The organism is Sphingomonas populi, assembly GCF_004208535.1.
GTDB lineage: Bacteria > Pseudomonadota > Alphaproteobacteria > Sphingomonadales > Sphingomonadaceae > Sphingomonas > Sphingomonas populi.
The window spans coordinates 12,790-27,942 of sequence record NZ_SGIS01000028.1 but is presented as its reverse complement, the minus strand read 5'-3'; the positions used below and the strand labels follow the sequence as shown (position 1 = coordinate 27,942).

The following is a 15,153-nucleotide window of genomic DNA, read 5'->3' as shown; positions in this document are numbered from 1 at the left end:
TATTGCATTGCAGCAATACGGCAGGAGACAATGATATGGCCGGTGATATTCCCAAGCCCGCACCGCGCGGCAAGGGGCCGAACACGCCGGCCATGCCGAAGCCCCCGGTCGCGGCCGCCGCGCCGATAGCGGCCAAGCCGGTCGTTGCTGCGAAGCCGCTCAAGCCGGTCGCGTCGAAACCCGCGCCCAAGGCCAAGCTGCCAGCGCCGATGCTGCCCAAACCGGTCGCCGCCAAGGCCGCCGAACCGGCACCGACCATTGCCGTGCCGGTAGTCCCGGCGGCGGTAGAGCCGAAAATCACGCCGGCGCCGGAACCGGTCGCCGCCGCACCCGAACCCGTCGCTGCGCCGGAGCCTCTTGTTTCTACCCAGCAGCCCCCAGCCCCGGAACTGTCTTCCGCGGCGATCTCGCACAAGGAAAACACCATGGAAGCCACGATTCAGGACGCCACCACCAAGACCCAGGCTCTGTTCGGCGATGCCAATGAGCGCGCCAAGGCCGCTTTCGAGAAGAGCACCAAGATGTTCGAAGAGATCAACGCATTCGGCAAGGGCAACATCGAAGCCGTCGTCGAATCGAGCAAGATCGCGGCCAAGGGCCTCGAATCGTTCGGTCAGGAAGCTGCCGACTACACGCGCAAGCAGTTCGAAGGCGCGACCGCGATGATGAAGAGCTTCGCATCGGTGAAGTCGCCGACCGAGCTGTTCAAGCTGCAGAGCGACTATTTCCGCCAGTCGTTCGACTCGCTCGTCGCCGAATCGTCGAAGCACACCGAAGCGATGCTCAAGCTGGCCGGCGAAGTCGCCCAGCCGCTGTCGAACCGCGTCGCGCTCGCCGCCGAAAAGGCCAAGATCGCAGCGTAATCGCCAGCGTTCCGAAGATACGAAAGGGGCTGCCCGCGAGGGTGGCCCCTTTTTCGTGCGTCGGCGTGAAGGGATGGTGAATCCCGCACCCGCTCGCCGCACCCGTTCGTCCCGTGCGAAGTCGAGGGGCAGCCCACAGCGCTGGTGCATCGACTTCGCTCGGCACGAACGGTCTTTACGTTAAAACGGACCGTTCAAAGCAAGCCGTTCTCCCGCGAAAGCGGGAGTCCAGAGCAGCGAACGTAACGCGTGTGGCCCTGGACTCCCGCTTTCGCGGGAGAACGGTGGGCGAGGGCGCGTTCTTTCTACCGGGCGCCGTAGGCCGCGTTAGAACGCAACCCGCTCAACCGTCGCCAGCGCGCTCGATATCCGCGCCGACCGCGCTCAGCTTTTCCTCGAGCCGCTCATACCCGCGATCGAGGTGATACACGCGCGCGACCTGAGTCTCGCCCTCCGCCGCAAGTCCGGCGAGGATCAGGCTCATCGACGCGCGCAGGTCGGTCGCCATCACCGGCGCGCCGACCAGCTTGGGCACGCCGCGCACGACGGCGGTGCGGCCCGAGACATGGATGTCGGCGCCCATTCGCGCCAGCTCGGGCACATGCATGTAGCGATTCTCGAAGATCGTCTCGGTCAGCACGCTCGCGCCGTCGGCGAGCGTCAGCATCGCCATGAACTGCGCCTGCATGTCGGTGGCGAAGCCGGGGAAGGGCGCGGTCGACAGCGTCAGCGGCTGGAGCCGCTCGGGCGCGGCGACGTGCAGGATGTTGCCGCGCTCCTCCACCGTCACGCCGGCGGCGACCAGCGCGGTGATCGTCGCGCGCATGTCCTCGGCCACGACGCCGACCAGATCGAGCGTGCCGCCGGTGATCGCCGCCGCGCACGCATAGCTGCCCGCCTCGATCCGGTCGGGCATCACCGCATAGGTCGCGCCGTGCAGCCGCTCGACGCCGGTGATCTCAAGCGTCTCGGTGCCGATGCCGGTGATCTTCGCGCCCATCGCCACCAGGCAATTGCACAGATCGACGATCTCCGGTTCGCGCGCGGCATTGCCGATCCGCGAGACGCCGCGCGCGGTCGTCGCCGCCATCACCGCATTCTCGGTCGCGCCGACCGAGACGATCGGGAAGACGTAATCGCCGCCCGCCAGCCGTCCGCCCGGCGCGGACGCCTTCACATAGCCCGCCGCGAGCTCGATCTCCGCGCCGAGCGCCTCCAGCGCCTTGAGGTGCAGGTCGATCGGCCGGTTGCCGATCGCGCAGCCGCCGGGCAGCGATACCGTCGCCTCGCCCGCGCGGCCGACCAGCGGCCCCAGCACGAGGATCGACGCACGCATTTTCCGCACGATATCGTAAGGGGCTTCCGTTGAGGTCAGCTTGCCCGCGCGGATCGTCATCACCCGGCCGAAATCCTCGGGCCGCGCGCCTTCGATCTGGGTCGAAGCGCCGAGCTGGTTGAGCAGATGCCCGAAGCTGTCGACATCGGCGAGCCGCGGCAGGTTGCGCAGCGTCAGCGGTTCCTCGGTCAGCAGCGCGCACGGCATGAGCGTGAGCGCGGCGTTCTTGGCACCGGAAATGGGGAGACGGCCAGACAGGCGCTTGCCGCCGCGAATGATGATGCGATCCATCCACCGCTCATATCGCCTCGCGTGTTCCACGCAAGCCGGCCGCACGACCAGAAGCGGAATGTGTCGGGTTCGAGACACCCTTGATCGACTTTAATGCACTGATTTTCCTGCACTGCTTTGGGTGGCGGACCAGTGGGGGAATGTTACGGGTGCCTGGCAGTTGTTTCGCCGACCGTCTCAACGAGATGGTCGTGCTGACGGATATGGAATATCGTGCGCTAGAGCATCTGGAGCAACGCGAACGCCACCTGCGCCGTGGTGTCACGCTGCAACGCGAGAACGACCGGGTCGGCGAAATGTTCGTGCTGCGGTCCGGGCGGATGATGAGTTCGGTGTTGCTCGATGACGGCAGCCGGCAGATCCTGCGAATCCATTCGGCGGGCGATCTGCTCGCCGTCTCCAACCTTATCTACGACAACGCGCCCGAGACGATCACCGCTCTGTCCGACTGCACCGTCGCACCGTTCGAACGTGCCGCGCTCAGCGCGCTCTTGGTCGCGCATCCGCGCCTCGCCGCGCTGATCCTGGTCTACAACCAGATCGAGCGGGCCGCGCTGACCGACCGGCTGGCGGCGCTCGGCCGCACCTCCGCCAAGGCGCGCGTGGCGGCGATCCTGATCGAGATGCGCAACCGCGCGCGGATGCTCGACAAGAGCGTCGGCGACAGTTTCGTACTTGGGCTTACCCAGGAGGAGATCGGCGACGCCACCGGCCTCACCGCCGTCCACGTCAACCGCATGCTGCGCCAGTTGGAAGACGAAGGGCTGATCGCGCGCGAGGCCGGCCGGGTCCGCTTCCGCGACGAACGCGCGCTGGCGCGCTCGTCGAACTTCGTCGATCGCTATGAAAAGCTCGATCTCGGCTGGCTGCCCGAGTCGCGGGGATAGGGGCGCAAAGCCGTTCGTCCCGAGCGAAGTCGAGGGACCGCCACAGAACGCAGGTGCCTCGACTTCGCTCGGCACGAACGGTCAAGGCAAGAGACTACGCCTTCTCCAGCATGCATTGCAGCGGATGCTGGTTCTGCCGCGCGAACTCGGTCACCTGCGCGACCTTGGTCTCGGCCACCTCGAAGCTGAAGATGCCGCACACCCCGACGCCCTTCTGGTGGACGTGGAGCATCACCCGAGTCGCTGCCTCCATGTCCATGCGGAAGAAGCGCTGGAGCACGAGCACGACGAACTCCATCGGCGTGTAATCGTCGTTGAGTAGCAGGACGCGGTAAGGCGTCGGCTGTTTGGTGCGGGCACGCGTGCGAGTCGCGACACCGAGGCCGGTGCCATCGTCATCGCCGTTCGTATGCTCGGCCATCGTCGTGGGTGTGGGTGTGTCGATCATGGCGAAGCGAAAATATGGCATCGCGCGGGGGAAGGGCAAGGGGGTCGTGATGGCCAACCCCTTTTTTACTACCCCCAACCGTTCGGCGAACGGTCAGCGCAACGCCGCGCACGCCTCCTGAATCCGCGTGCACGCCTTGATCAGCAGTTCGTCGCTGGTGGCGTAGCTGATCCGCATCGCCGGCGAGAGTCCGAACGCCGCGCCCTGCACCGCCGCGACCTTGGCATCGTCGAGCAGATAGCCGACGAAATCCTCATCGGTCTCGATCCGCTTGCCGCCGGGCGTGCTCTTGCCGATCAGGCCCGAGATCTCGGGATACACATAGAACGCGCCCTCGGGTAGCGGGCAGGTGATGCCCTCCGCCTGATTGAGCATCCCCACGACCAGATCGCGGCGGCGCTGGAACAGCGCGGAATTGTCCTTGAGGAAACCCTGGTCGCCGCTCAGGGCGGCGACAGACGCGGCCTGCGCGATCGAGCACGGGTTGCTGGTCGATTGCGATTGCAGCTTCGACATCGCCTTGATCAGCCACGGCGCGCCGCCGGCGAAGCCGATCCGCCAGCCGGTCATCGCATAGGCCTTCGAACAGCCGTTGGCGGTCAGCGTGCGCTCGTACAGCGACGGGCAGACCTGCGCGATCGTGGTGAACTTGAAATCGTCGAACAGGATATGCTCGTACATGTCGTCGGCGAAGATCCACACATGCGGATGCGCCTCCAGCACCGCGCCCAGCGCCTTCAGCTCGGCCTCGCTATAGGCGGCGCCGGTCGGGTTCGACGGCGAGTTGAGGATCACCCACTTGGTCTTCGGCGTGATCGCCGCGTCGAGCTGTGCCGGGGTGATCTTGTAATTCTGGTCGGCGCCCGCCGCCACGAACACCGGCGTGCCGCCCGCGAACAGCACGACATCGGGGTAGCTCACCCAATAGGGCGCCGGAATCACCACCTCGTCGCCCGCGTCGAGCGTCGCCACCATCGCGTTGAACAGGGTGTGCTTGCCGCCCGAATTCACGCTGATCTGGTCGCGCGTGTAGGTCAGGCCGTTGTCGCGCAAATATTTCTGCGCGATCGCGTCCTTCAGCTCGGGCGTGCCATCGACGTTGGTATATTTGGTCTGCCCGTCGCGGATCGCCTTGATGCCGGCTTCCTTGATGAAATCCGGCGTGTCGAAATCGGGTTCACCGGCGCCCAGACCGATCACATCGACGCCGGCGCGCTTCAGTTCCTGCACGCGCGTGGTGATCGCGAGCGTGGGCGAGGGCTTGATGCGAGCGAGCGCGGCGGATGGGTGCATGAGAAAGACGCCTCTATAGGGAAAGCGGCGCGGCTATAGACCCGCCTTTGCGCCTTTCGCAACCGTTACGACCGCCGGAATCAGCCCGCGCAGCGCGTTGCCGATGAAGAAGCCGCCCGCGAGATCGGCGGCGGTCAGTTCGCCCTCGATCGCCTTGCCCTCGGCGATCAGCGTCTTGCGCAGCACGCCGGGCAGCAGCCCGCGTGCCAGCGGTGGCGTCACCAGCACGCCGCCGCGCGGGGCGAACAGCGTGGTGAAACTCCCCTCGGTCAGCGCGCCGGAAGGATCGGCGAACACCACTTCGAATGCGCCCGATGCGGCGCGGGCCTGGTCGTAGAAGCCGCGATCGGTGGTCTTGTGGCGCAGCCGGAAATCGTGGCGGTCGACCGGCAGCGGCACGATCGCGACCGGCACCGGCCCGCTCGGCATGGGCGGCAGCGGCGACACCTCGATCGCGATCGCGCCGCTCTTCGCAAGCAGCAGCCGCAGCCGGCGCGGTTCGCGCAAGCGGAAGGTCGCCGCCTGAAGCTCGTTGCGCGCATTATGGTGATCGAACGCGAAGCCGAACGCGGCGGCGCTCGCCCGCAACCGCGCGAGATGGCGTTCGAGCTGCGCCACCCCGGTCAGGGACTCGAACTTCATCGTCTCGATCAGGTCGAAACCGGGGCCGGGCGTGGCGACGAACGAGCTCTTGGTGCGAGTCTCCGCCCATTCGTCGCCCACGCGTGAATCGGCGACGATGCCGCCGCCCACCCCGAACGTGGCGGTCTCCGCGCCATCCGCCAGCGTCAGCGTGCGGATCGCGACGTTGAACGCGGCGTCGCCATCCGCGTCGATCCGCCCGATCGCGCCGGTATAGACATCGCGGCGCGCCTGTTCGACGTCGCCGATCACCGCCATCGCACGCAGCTTGGGCGCGCCGGTGATCGATCCGCACGGGAACAGCGCCGCCAGCACGTCGACCGCGTCGCGCCCTTCGGCAAGCTCGGCGGTGACGGTCGATACGAGCTGGTGGAGCGTCGGATAGCGTTCGACCGTGAACAGATCGGGCACCGCGACACTGCCGGCCACGGCGACGCGGGCGAGATCATTGCGCATCAGATCGACGATCATCAAATTTTCGGCGCGCTGCTTGGGATCGGCGGCGAGGCCTGCGGCGAGCGAATCGTCCTCGCCGCGCGTCGCGCCACGCCGCGCGGTGCCTTTCATCGGCCGGCAGCGCAGATCGCGCCCCGACAGCGCAAAGAACGATTCGGGCGACAGCGACAGCAGCCAGCGCGCACCGTCGTTCACCAGCGCGCCGAACCCGCCCTTCGCGCGCCCGCGCAGTTGCGCGTACACCGCGCGGCGGTCGCCCTGCACCGGCACGGTCGCGGGGTAGGTGAGGTTGGCCTGATAAATATCGCCCGCCACGATCCACTCGCGCACCCGGTCGAACCGCGCTGCATAGTCGGCGAAACCGATCGCCGGCACCGGCGCGCCGATCCACGCCCCCGCCGGATCGGGCAGCAACGCGGCCACGTCGGCGACATCGTCCCAGCGTTCGAACAGCCCGAACCACAGCAACGGCGTATCCGTCTCGGACGGCACGCCCAGCACCGGCTCGAACGCCGCCGCCGCCTCATAGGCGAGATAGCCGGCGGCATGCAGCCCGTCGCGCTGGCCCGCCCGCACCGCCTCCAGCGCCGGCCAGACCTCGGCGACACGATGCGCCACCACGATCCGCACCGGGTCACGATACAGCCGCGCGCCCCCGCCGGCATCGCTAGCGTCGTCGAGGAGGACGAAAGGGGCGTCAAGCGGCAGCATATCCCGCCCACAGATGCAGCGGTTATGCCCTCATGGGCAAGCCCCGGCTCTTGTTCGCTTTTCCCAAGGCTTCTATCTGCCGCGCTATGGCCAATCCCCCTCTCCGCGCGACGATCGTCCCGGTCACGCCGCTCCAGCAGAATTGCACCCTGTTCTGGTGTACCGAAACGATGCGCGGCGCGTTCGTCGATCCCGGTGGCGACCTGCCCAAATTGCGCGCGGCGGCGGCGCAGCACGGGGTTACGGTCGAGAAGATCCTCGTCACCCACGGCCATATCGACCATTGCGGGTCCGCCGCGCCGTTCGCACAGGAACTCGGCGTGCCGATCGAAGGGCCGCACGAGGCGGACCGCTTCTGGATCGCCCGCCTCGCCGATGATGGCCGCAATTACGGCGTGCCCGGCACCCCGTTCGAGCCTGATCGCTGGCTGGCTGAGGGCGACACGGTGACCGTCGGCAACCTCACGCTCGACGTATATCACTGCCCCGGCCACACGCCCGGCCATGTCGTGTTCCACCACGCGCCCTCGAAACTGGCGATCGTCGGCGACGTGCTGTTCGCCGGCTCGATCGGCCGCACCGATTTCCCGATGGGCAATCACCAGGATCTGCTTGACGCGATCGTTACCAAGCTGTGGCCGCTCGGCGACGAGACTGCGTTCATCCCCGGCCATAACGAGATGAGCACTTTCGCCCAGGAACGCGCCAGCAACCCCTATGTGAGCGATGCGGCGCTGGCGGCCTAGCGCGGGCGCTTCACCGCACCCGAATCACCGTCTCCGTCGCCGCGTGTCCGAAGCCGCCGGTGAACGGCAACGCCACCGCATACACCGACAGCCCGAGCAGCACCGCGAAGGTCACGAACGTGCCGCCCTCGCGACCGCCCGGCATCCCGTCCATGCCGAGCGCATGCGCGATTCGCGCGATCAGGAACACCGAACTCACTGCCCACAGCCACACCGGGCTGCCGATCGACACTTCGATCAGCGCGATCAACAGCAGTACGAACGGCGCATATTCGACGAAATTGGCGTGCGCGCGCATCCGGCGGATCAGCGGCACATTGCCGCCGTCACCGATCCCGACACCGCTCTGGCGCCGGATCAGCCCGGTGCGAACCGCCAGCCAGAAGTTGATGATACCCGCCCCACCGACGGCGGTGAGCGTGATCGGCAGCAGGACAGGCGCCACAATTCGAACCTTTCATGAGAGGCCGGCGCTGTGCCACCGTGTTCGGTGGCTTGCAACGCACGCGCGCCTCACGCGTCGCTATTGTGATCCCGCTCGAGTCGCTTGCGTGCGCTTTCCGCCTTGATCGGACGCGCTACCGGGCAGACCTCCTGAAGGTAGCCGTTCAACGTGTTCGCGAGATTATCCTCAATGAGTCTGTAGTGGACATATTGGCCGCGCTTCTCGCTTGCGACGAGACCCGCATTTTCCAGGATCGTAAGGTGTTGGGAAACTGCGGGTTTCGAAATCTCGAAACGCGCGGCGATCTCTCCGGCGGTCATTTCCGCGTTGGACAGATAGGCGAGGATTTTTCGCCGGACGGCGGAGGCCAGGGCTTCGAAGATTCGCTGCATGGATCGTATTTAAGCTATTGCCTAATCACTTACTAGATATGTATTCAGTAATTAAGCTATCACTTAATAAAGGCGATGTCATGGCTGATCGTGATCGTTGTGCCGTCAACTGGCTGGTCGCAACGCCCGGCGCCGATCCGGTCGCCGGGGTCGTAAGATGGGACCCGCTGCATTCCCTCTGGAACGGCGGGATGCTCGCGGTCACGCTGATCGCGGGGCCGCTCTTCGCAACCCCTGCGGCGATCGTCCTGTTCGTCGGTCTGACCGGAGCGGGCTTGCTGCTCGGCCACTCGGTCGGGTTCCACCGCCTGCTGATCCATCGCAGCTTCACCACGCCGCTTTGGCTGGAGCGGGTGCTGGTGTGGACGGGAACGGCGGTGGGCATGAGCGGCCCGTTCTGGATGATGAAGACGCACGATTTGCGCGATTGGGCGCAGCGCCAGCCGCAGTGCCACGATTATCTCGCGCACCGCCGGTCGTGGGCGCGTGATGCGGTGTGGCAACTGCACTGCCGCCTGATCCTCGCCAATCCGCCGCGCTACGATCTGGGCCGAGTCGGGCGTGATCCGTTGTATCGGTTTCTCGAACGCACCTGGATGCTCCAACAACTGCCCATCGCGTTGGTGCTATGGCTGATCGGCGGTTGGGGGTTCGTCGTCTGGGGCGTTTGCGCCCGCGTTGCGGTTTCGGTGCATGGCCATTGGCTGGTCGGACATCTCGCACACCGGCAGGGGCCGCAAACATGGCTGGTCGCGGATGCGGGCGTGCAAGCCCATGATGTGCCGTGGGCCGCGATCCCGACGATGGGCGAAGCGTGGCATAACAATCACCATGCCTTTCCCGGTTCGGCTCGGATCGGCCTCTATGCCGGACAGAGCGATTTCGGCTTCGCCCTGATTCGCTTGCTCGCACGGCTGGGCTTGGCGCACGACATTTGTACGCCGCAAGACTTGCCCACGCGACGCCGAGATTTGACGCCGAGCTTGCAACGCCGCGAAGAATCGCTATAGGCGCGGTGCTTCGCGATGCGTTCGGCCGCTGGTGCCACCGCGGCTGACGTGCAACCGTCGGTCGTGTGGTTATTGGGTCGGGCGAATTGCCCGAATCGAACACGCAACAAGCACAAGGTTTCGCCGAAATGGCCGTCCCCAAGAGAAAAACTACGCCGTCCAAGCGCGGCATGCGCCGGGCTCACGATGCACTGAGCATCGATTCGTTTCAGGAATGCCCGAACTGCGGCGAACTGAAGCGCCCGCATAACCTCTGCAATTCGTGCGGCCATTACAACGGCCGCGAGATCGTCTCGGTCGAAGGCTGATCTCTGCGGAACGGGGGGCGAAAGTGACGAACGGCTCCCGGATCGCCGTTGACGCGATGGGTGGCGACGAAGGGCTGGCAGTGATGCTGGCCGGGGTCGCACGCGCGCGTCGTCAGTTCGAAGGCCGGGGATTGGACCTGCGCTTCATCCTCGTCGGGGATGAGGCGGCGATCACCGAGGGGCTGAAGAGCCATCCCAACCTGACCGCGCATTCGGAGATCGTCCACGCCCCCGGCGTGGTGGGATCGTCCGACAAGCCGAGTCAGGCGATCCGTCGTGCCAAGACGACGTCGATGGGTGTCGCCATCGACATGGTCAAGCAGGGCCGCGCCGCCGCCGCCGTCTCGTCGGGCAACACCGGCGCGCTGATGGCTATGGCCAAGCTCAGCTTGCGGACGATGCCCGGCATCGACCGCCCCGCGCTCGCCGCGATGCTGCCCTCGCTCGGCGAGAACGATGTCGTCGTGCTCGATCTCGGCGCCAATACCGAATGCACCGCGCGCAACCTCGTCCAGTTCGCGGTGATGGGCGCCGCCTATGCGCGCACCACGCTCGAGCTTCAAAGCCCGCGCGTCGCGCTGCTCAACATCGGTAGCGAGGACCAGAAGGGCACCGACGAGATTCGCGACGCCGCGCAGACGCTGCGCCTCGCGACGCATTTGCCGATGACCTTCACCGGCTTCATCGAAGGCGATCGGCTGTCGCGCGGCGAAGTCGATGTCATCGTGTGCGACGGCTTCTCCGGCAACATCGCGCTGAAAACCGCCGAGGGCACCGCGCGCTTCGTCGCCGATCTGCTGCGCCGTGCGTTCAAGAGTTCGATGCGCTCGAAGATCGGCTTCCTGATCTCCAAGCCCGCGACCGACCTGCTGCGCCACCATCTCGATCCCAACAACCATAATGGCGCGGTCTTCCTCGGATTGAACGGGCTGGTGCTCAAGAGCCACGGCGGCGCCAACGAGATCGGCGTCGCCACCGCGATCGGCGTCGCCGCCAAGATGGTGCGCGACGATCTCACGCGCCGTATCGCCGAGGATCTCGGCAATTTCGAAGCAAAAGCGGCCTGACCGAGCCGCACCCTAGGCCGCTTGAAGGAAACAGCATGATTCGCGCCGTCATCACCGGGACCGGCTCCGCGCTGCCGGCGCGCCGGGTGTCCAACGCGCAGCTTGCCGAAACCGTCGACACCTCGGACGAATGGATCGTCGAGCGTACCGGCATCCGCTTCCGCTACATCGCCGGCCCGGACGAGACCACCGCGACGCTCGCCGCCGATGCCGCCCGCGCCGCGCTCGCCGCCGCCGATGTCGCCGCGCAGGACATCGACCTGATCGTGCTGGCGACCGCGACGCCCGACCAGACCTTCCCGTCGAGCGCCACCAAGGTGCAGGCGATGCTCGGCATCAATGATTGCGTCGCGTTCGACGTGGCGGCGGTCTGCTCGGGCTTCCTCTACGCGCTGCAGGTCGCCGACAGCATGATCCGCGCCGGCTCGGCCCGGCGTGCGCTGGTGATCGGCTCCGAGACGTTCAGCCGCATCCTCGACTGGGAAGACCGCGCGACGTGCGTGCTGTTCGGCGACGGCGCCGGCGCGATCGTGCTCGAAGCGCAGGAGAGTGACGCGCGCGGCGTGCTGGCGGTGCGGCTCCACGCCGATGGCCGCCACAATGGCATGCTCTATGTCGACGGCGGTCCTTCGACCACCGGCACCGTCGGCAAGCTGCGTATGAAGGGCCGCGAGGTGTTCCGCCACGCCGTCGTCAATCTCGCCTCGGTCCTCACCGAGACGATGGCGGTCGCCGGGCTTGAGGCAAGCGCGATCGACTGGCTGGTGCCGCATCAGGCCAATGCCCGCATCCTTGATGCCACCGCGAAGAAACTCAGCCTCTCGCCCGACAAGGTGATCGTCACGGTCGATCAACACGCCAACACGTCGGCGGCCTCGGTGCCGCTCGCGCTCGACACGGCGGTGCGCGACGGGCGAATCAAGCGCGGCGACCTGCTCGTGCTCGAAGCGATGGGCGGCGGCTTCACCTGGGGCGCGGCGGTGGTGCGCTTCTAGGGCAATCGTTTGCGGCAACAGGCTGCTGACCACGTTGTCAGCACCATTATGTGCCAAAAGATCGTTACGGCAGAATAGCTAAGCCTCTTTCGGCGGTTTCCGCGTCGTGTTACGCAGGCGTGACCTTTGGGGAAAGGGGGAGGGAAACGCTATGACTGCCGGAACACTGACTCGTGCTGATCTGTCGGAAGCGCTGCACCATCAAGTCGGGCTGTCGCGCGCCGATTCGGGCAAGCTCGTCGAGCAGATTCTCGAACATATGTGCGAAGCGCTGTCCAACGGCGAGAACGTCAAGATCTCGGGCTTCGGCACCTTCGTGCTGCGCGACAAGGGTGAGCGCGTCGGGCGCAATCCCAAGACCGGGGTGGAAGTGCCGATCGCGCCGCGCCGCGTCCTCACCTTCCGCGCCAGCCAGATGATGCGCGATCGTATCGTGGAAGCCGGATGATGGTGCCTCCCGGTCCGTCGGAGACGGTGGCGGGTGACATCACGGCAGACGAATCAGGCGCCGGGGCAAGGCCCGCCAGCGAGAAGGCTGCGGGCGCGTTCCGCACGATCGGCGAACTCTCGCGCGAAACCGGCCTCCCGCAGCACATCCTGCGCTATTGGGAGACCCGCTTTCCCCAGCTCCGCCCGCTGCAACGCGCCGGCAACCGCCGTTACTACCGACCCGAAGACGTCGCGCTGGTGCAGCGGATCAATGATCTGCTCAACCAGCAAGGCTATACGATCCGCGGCGTCCAGACGCTGCTCGCCGACGAACGCAAGCGCGCGCCCACCAGCGCCGCGACGATGGAAGCGGTCCGCGCGGTCCGCGACTCGCTCGCCGATGCGCTCGCCGAGGATGCCGCCGTCGGTTGAGGGCGGTTCTCCCTGATCCGTTCTCTCTGCCCCGGTGGGGGGAGCAGCCCTACCGCTCCCGCGTCGCCGCGAAGGTGACCTTGGCATAGCGGTCGGCGATATAACCGACCTCCCACGCCGATTTCGCCAGGAACACCGGGTTGCCGTCGCGGTCCTTGGCCATCGCGCTGCGGTTGAGGTCGGTGAACGCCTTCAAGTCGGCCGGATCGTCCGCCGAGACCCAGCGCGCGGTTTCGAACGGCGCCATCTCCAGCCCCGCCGCGACCTTGTATTCGGCGTCGAGCCGCGACAGCAGCACCTCCAACTGGAGCTGCCCGACCACGCCGATGATCCAGTTCGAGCCGATCTCGGGATAGAACACCTGAGTCACGCCCTCCTCGGCCATGTCGTCGAGCGCTTTGCGCAACTGCTTGGTCTTGGTCGGGTCTTTCAGCGCGACGCGGCGCAGGATTTCCGGCGCGAAATTGGGCAGGCCCGTAAAGCGCACGGTGGCGCGCTCGCTCAGCGTATCGCCTACCCGGAGCGTGCCGTGGTTGGGGATGCCGATGATGTCGCCCGGATAGGCTTCGTCGGCGAGTTCACGCTGCTGCGCGAAGAACAGGATCGGCGAGTGGATCGCGATCGGCTTGCCGTGGCCGGTCGGGGTCAGCTTCATGCCGCGCTTGAACGTCCCCGAACACAGCCGCATGAAGGCGATGCGGTCGCGGTGGTTGGGGTCCATATTGGCCTGCACCTTGAACACGAACCCGGTCACCTCGTCGCGGGTCGGCTCGACCGGCGCCGGTTCGGCCGGCTGCGCGCGGGGCGGCGGCGCGAACGATGCGAGCGCCTCGATCAGCGAATCGACTCCGAATTCCTTCAGCGCCGATCCGAAATAGACCGGCGTCAGGTCGCCACGCCGATACGCCTCGGCATCGAACTCGGGATAGCCGACCTGCGCCAGTTCGACCTCTTCGCGGACCTTGGTGAGATTGCGCGCGGAGATGATCGCGTCCAGTTGCGGATCATCGACGCCGGTGGTCTGGATCACCTTGCCCTGGAACTCGCGGCTCGGCCCCTCGGGCAGCATCAGCCGGTTGGTGGCGAGATCGAATACCCCTTCGAAATCGCTGCCCGTGCCCATCGGCCACGTCATCGGCGTCACCTCGAGCTGGAGCAGCTCGGCCACTTCATCGAGGATCGCGAACACCTCGCGCCCCTCGCGATCGACCTTGTTAACGAAGGTGATGATCGGCACGTTGCGCAGGCGGCACACCTCGAACAACTTGCGCGTCTGGCTCTCGATGCCCTTGGCGACGTCGATCACCATCACCGCCGAATCGACCGCGGTCAGCGTGCGATAGGTATCTTCCGAGAAATCCTCGTGTCCCGGCGTGTCGAGCAGATTGAAGGTCACGCCCTGCCGCTCGAACGTCATCACCGACGACGTGACGGAAATGCCGCGCTGCTGCTCGATCTTCATCCAGTCCGACCGCGCGCGCCGCGCCGCGCCGCGCGCCTTCACCTCGCCGGCAAGGTGGATCGCGCCGCCGAACAGCAGCAGTTTCTCGGTGAGCGTGGTCTTGCCGGCGTCGGGGTGCGAGATGATCGCGAAGGTGCGGCGGTCGGAGATGTGATTCATCGCGGCGCTGTACGCAATTGGGGCGCGCCGGTCCATCGACGGCGGTTTGACGCCAACGCGAAACACGGTAGCGTGCCGCCGATGCAAAAGCCGCCCCTCGCGATCCCGCGCTCGCTCTTCTTCCTATCGATCTTCTACGGTGGCATGGTCTGCATCGCGGGCGTGCTCGGCAACAAACAGGTGTCGCTCGGGCCGATCTCGGCGCTCGGGCCGATGATCGGGCTCGGCCCGCTGGCGATCGAGGCTGGGATCGCCGCGTTCCTGCTGCTCGTCATCACCTCCAGCGCGGTCGCCGAACTCCACGGCGGCGCCACCGCGAACCGGCTGGTCCGCTTCGGCTTCGTGCCGCTCGTCACCTCGGTGCTGCTGTCGCTGCTGGTGCTGGCGCTACCGGCCTCGCCCGACATGACGCCCGACCGGCAGGCGGCGTTCGCGATGATGATGGGCGGCACCCCGCGCATCTGGCTCGGCGGGATCGTCTCCTACGGCATCTCGCAAACGCTCAACGTGACGGTGTTCTCGATGCTGAAGGGCAGCGAGGGCGGCAAATTGCTGTGGCTGCGCGCCGGCGTGGCGAGCATCCTCAGCCAGATCGTCGATACGCTCCTGTTCGTGACGATCGCCTTCTTGGGCGTCTTCCCGATCGGCGAGTTGCTGCTCGGCCAGATGATCGTCAAGGTGCTGCTCTCGGCGGTGCTGGTGCCGCCGCTGATCTACGTCTTCGTCGCGTTCGGGCGACGGCTGGACCGGGCGGCCTAGCGTTTCTCTCTCCGTTCGCCCC

General features: G+C 66.4%; 17 protein-coding genes. 10 read left to right on the top strand and 7 right to left on the bottom strand.

Going from position 1 to position 15,153, the window contains the following annotated elements; genetic code table 11:
* Nucleotides 1–35: 35 nt before the first annotated feature.
* Nucleotides 36–863: a phasin family protein gene (locus EWE75_RS26075; protein ID WP_282432711.1), complete on the top strand. Its 828-nt coding sequence runs from the start codon at nt 36–38 to the stop codon at nt 861–863.
* Nucleotides 864–1,206: 343 nt separating this feature from the next.
* Here the strand turns inward: EWE75_RS26075 and murA are convergent, their stop codons facing one another.
* Nucleotides 1,207–2,490, bottom strand: coding sequence for a UDP-N-acetylglucosamine 1-carboxyvinyltransferase (gene murA / locus EWE75_RS16705; protein ID WP_130159241.1), 1,284 nt, complete (start codon nt 2,488–2,490; stop codon nt 1,207–1,209).
* Nucleotides 2,491–2,675: 185 nt separating this feature from the next.
* Here murA and EWE75_RS16700 point away from each other — a divergent pair, with 185 nt between their 5' ends.
* Nucleotides 2,676–3,377, top strand: coding sequence for a Crp/Fnr family transcriptional regulator (locus EWE75_RS16700; RefSeq protein WP_130159280.1), 702 nt, complete (start codon nt 2,676–2,678; stop codon nt 3,375–3,377).
* Between the two features lie 94 nt (nt 3,378–3,471).
* Here the strand turns inward: EWE75_RS16700 and clpS are convergent, their stop codons facing one another.
* The 3 genes from clpS to pabB form a co-directional block, all read right to left on the bottom strand.
* Nucleotides 3,472–3,825, bottom strand: coding sequence for an ATP-dependent Clp protease adapter ClpS (gene clpS, locus EWE75_RS16695; protein WP_427915792.1), 354 nt, complete (start codon nt 3,823–3,825; stop codon nt 3,472–3,474).
* Nucleotides 3,826–3,918: 93 nt separating this feature from the next.
* The gene (locus EWE75_RS16690) at nt 3,919–5,118 is read right to left on the bottom strand and encodes a pyridoxal phosphate-dependent aminotransferase (protein ID WP_130159240.1); all 1,200 of its coding nucleotides are present in this window, start codon (nt 5,116–5,118) and stop codon (nt 3,919–3,921) included.
* A gap of 33 nt (nt 5,119–5,151) precedes the next feature.
* A complete protein-coding gene (gene pabB, locus EWE75_RS16685; protein ID WP_130159239.1) occupies nt 5,152–6,927 on the bottom strand; it encodes an aminodeoxychorismate synthase component I in 1,776 nt (591 codons plus the stop codon).
* A gap of 86 nt (nt 6,928–7,013) precedes the next feature.
* Between pabB and EWE75_RS16680 the strand changes: the two genes are divergently transcribed.
* Entirely contained in the window at nt 7,014–7,673 is a 660-nt protein-coding gene (locus EWE75_RS16680; protein WP_130159238.1) for an MBL fold metallo-hydrolase, read from the top strand.
* 10 nt (nt 7,674–7,683) lie between these two features.
* Here the strand turns inward: EWE75_RS16680 and EWE75_RS16675 are convergent, their stop codons facing one another.
* Together EWE75_RS16675 and EWE75_RS16670 are read right to left on the bottom strand one after the other, a co-directional pair.
* Complete coding sequence (locus tag EWE75_RS16675) at nt 7,684–8,118, bottom strand: MAPEG family protein (protein WP_231708408.1); 435 nt, start codon at nt 8,116–8,118, stop codon at nt 7,684–7,686.
* Between the two features lie 68 nt (nt 8,119–8,186).
* Nucleotides 8,187–8,510 (bottom strand): metalloregulator ArsR/SmtB family transcription factor, encoded by a 324-nt coding sequence (locus tag EWE75_RS16670; protein WP_130159237.1) that lies wholly within the window; start codon nt 8,508–8,510, stop codon nt 8,187–8,189.
* Nucleotides 8,511–8,590: 80 nt separating this feature from the next.
* Here EWE75_RS16670 and EWE75_RS16665 point away from each other — a divergent pair, with 80 nt between their 5' ends.
* The 6 genes from EWE75_RS16665 (at nt 8,591) to EWE75_RS16640 (ending at nt 12,751) form a co-directional block, all read left to right on the top strand.
* Nucleotides 8,591–9,520, top strand: a complete 930-nt coding sequence (locus EWE75_RS16665; RefSeq protein WP_130159236.1) for an acyl-CoA desaturase — start codon at nt 8,591–8,593, stop codon at nt 9,518–9,520.
* A 128-nt stretch (nt 9,521–9,648) separates the two neighbouring features.
* Nucleotides 9,649–9,828, top strand: a complete 180-nt coding sequence (gene rpmF, locus EWE75_RS16660) for a 50S ribosomal protein L32 (RefSeq protein ID WP_069204275.1) — start codon at nt 9,649–9,651, stop codon at nt 9,826–9,828.
* A gap of 23 nt (nt 9,829–9,851) precedes the next feature.
* A complete protein-coding gene (gene plsX, locus EWE75_RS16655; protein WP_130159235.1) occupies nt 9,852–10,895 on the top strand; it encodes a phosphate acyltransferase PlsX in 1,044 nt (347 codons plus the stop codon).
* Between the two features lie 35 nt (nt 10,896–10,930).
* On the top strand, nt 10,931–11,890 hold the full coding sequence (locus tag EWE75_RS16650; RefSeq protein ID WP_130159234.1) for a beta-ketoacyl-ACP synthase III: 960 nt from the start codon (nt 10,931–10,933) through the stop codon (nt 11,888–11,890).
* A 151-nt stretch (nt 11,891–12,041) separates the two neighbouring features.
* On the top strand, nt 12,042–12,338 hold the full coding sequence (locus EWE75_RS16645; protein ID WP_069204278.1) for an integration host factor subunit alpha: 297 nt from the start codon (nt 12,042–12,044) through the stop codon (nt 12,336–12,338).
* Nucleotides 12,335–12,751, top strand: a complete 417-nt coding sequence (locus EWE75_RS16640) for a MerR family transcriptional regulator (protein WP_231708407.1) — start codon at nt 12,335–12,337, stop codon at nt 12,749–12,751. The genes EWE75_RS16645 and EWE75_RS16640 overlap by 4 nt, the downstream gene beginning before the upstream one ends.
* Before the next feature lie 49 nt (nt 12,752–12,800).
* Here the strand turns inward: EWE75_RS16640 and EWE75_RS16635 are convergent, their stop codons facing one another.
* Entirely contained in the window at nt 12,801–14,372 is a 1,572-nt protein-coding gene (locus tag EWE75_RS16635; protein WP_130159233.1) for a peptide chain release factor 3, read from the bottom strand.
* A gap of 81 nt (nt 14,373–14,453) precedes the next feature.
* Between EWE75_RS16635 and EWE75_RS16630 the strand changes: the two genes are divergently transcribed.
* Entirely contained in the window at nt 14,454–15,131 is a 678-nt protein-coding gene (locus EWE75_RS16630; RefSeq protein WP_130159232.1) for a queuosine precursor transporter, read from the top strand.
* The last annotated feature ends 22 nt before the right edge of the window (nt 15,132–15,153 follow it).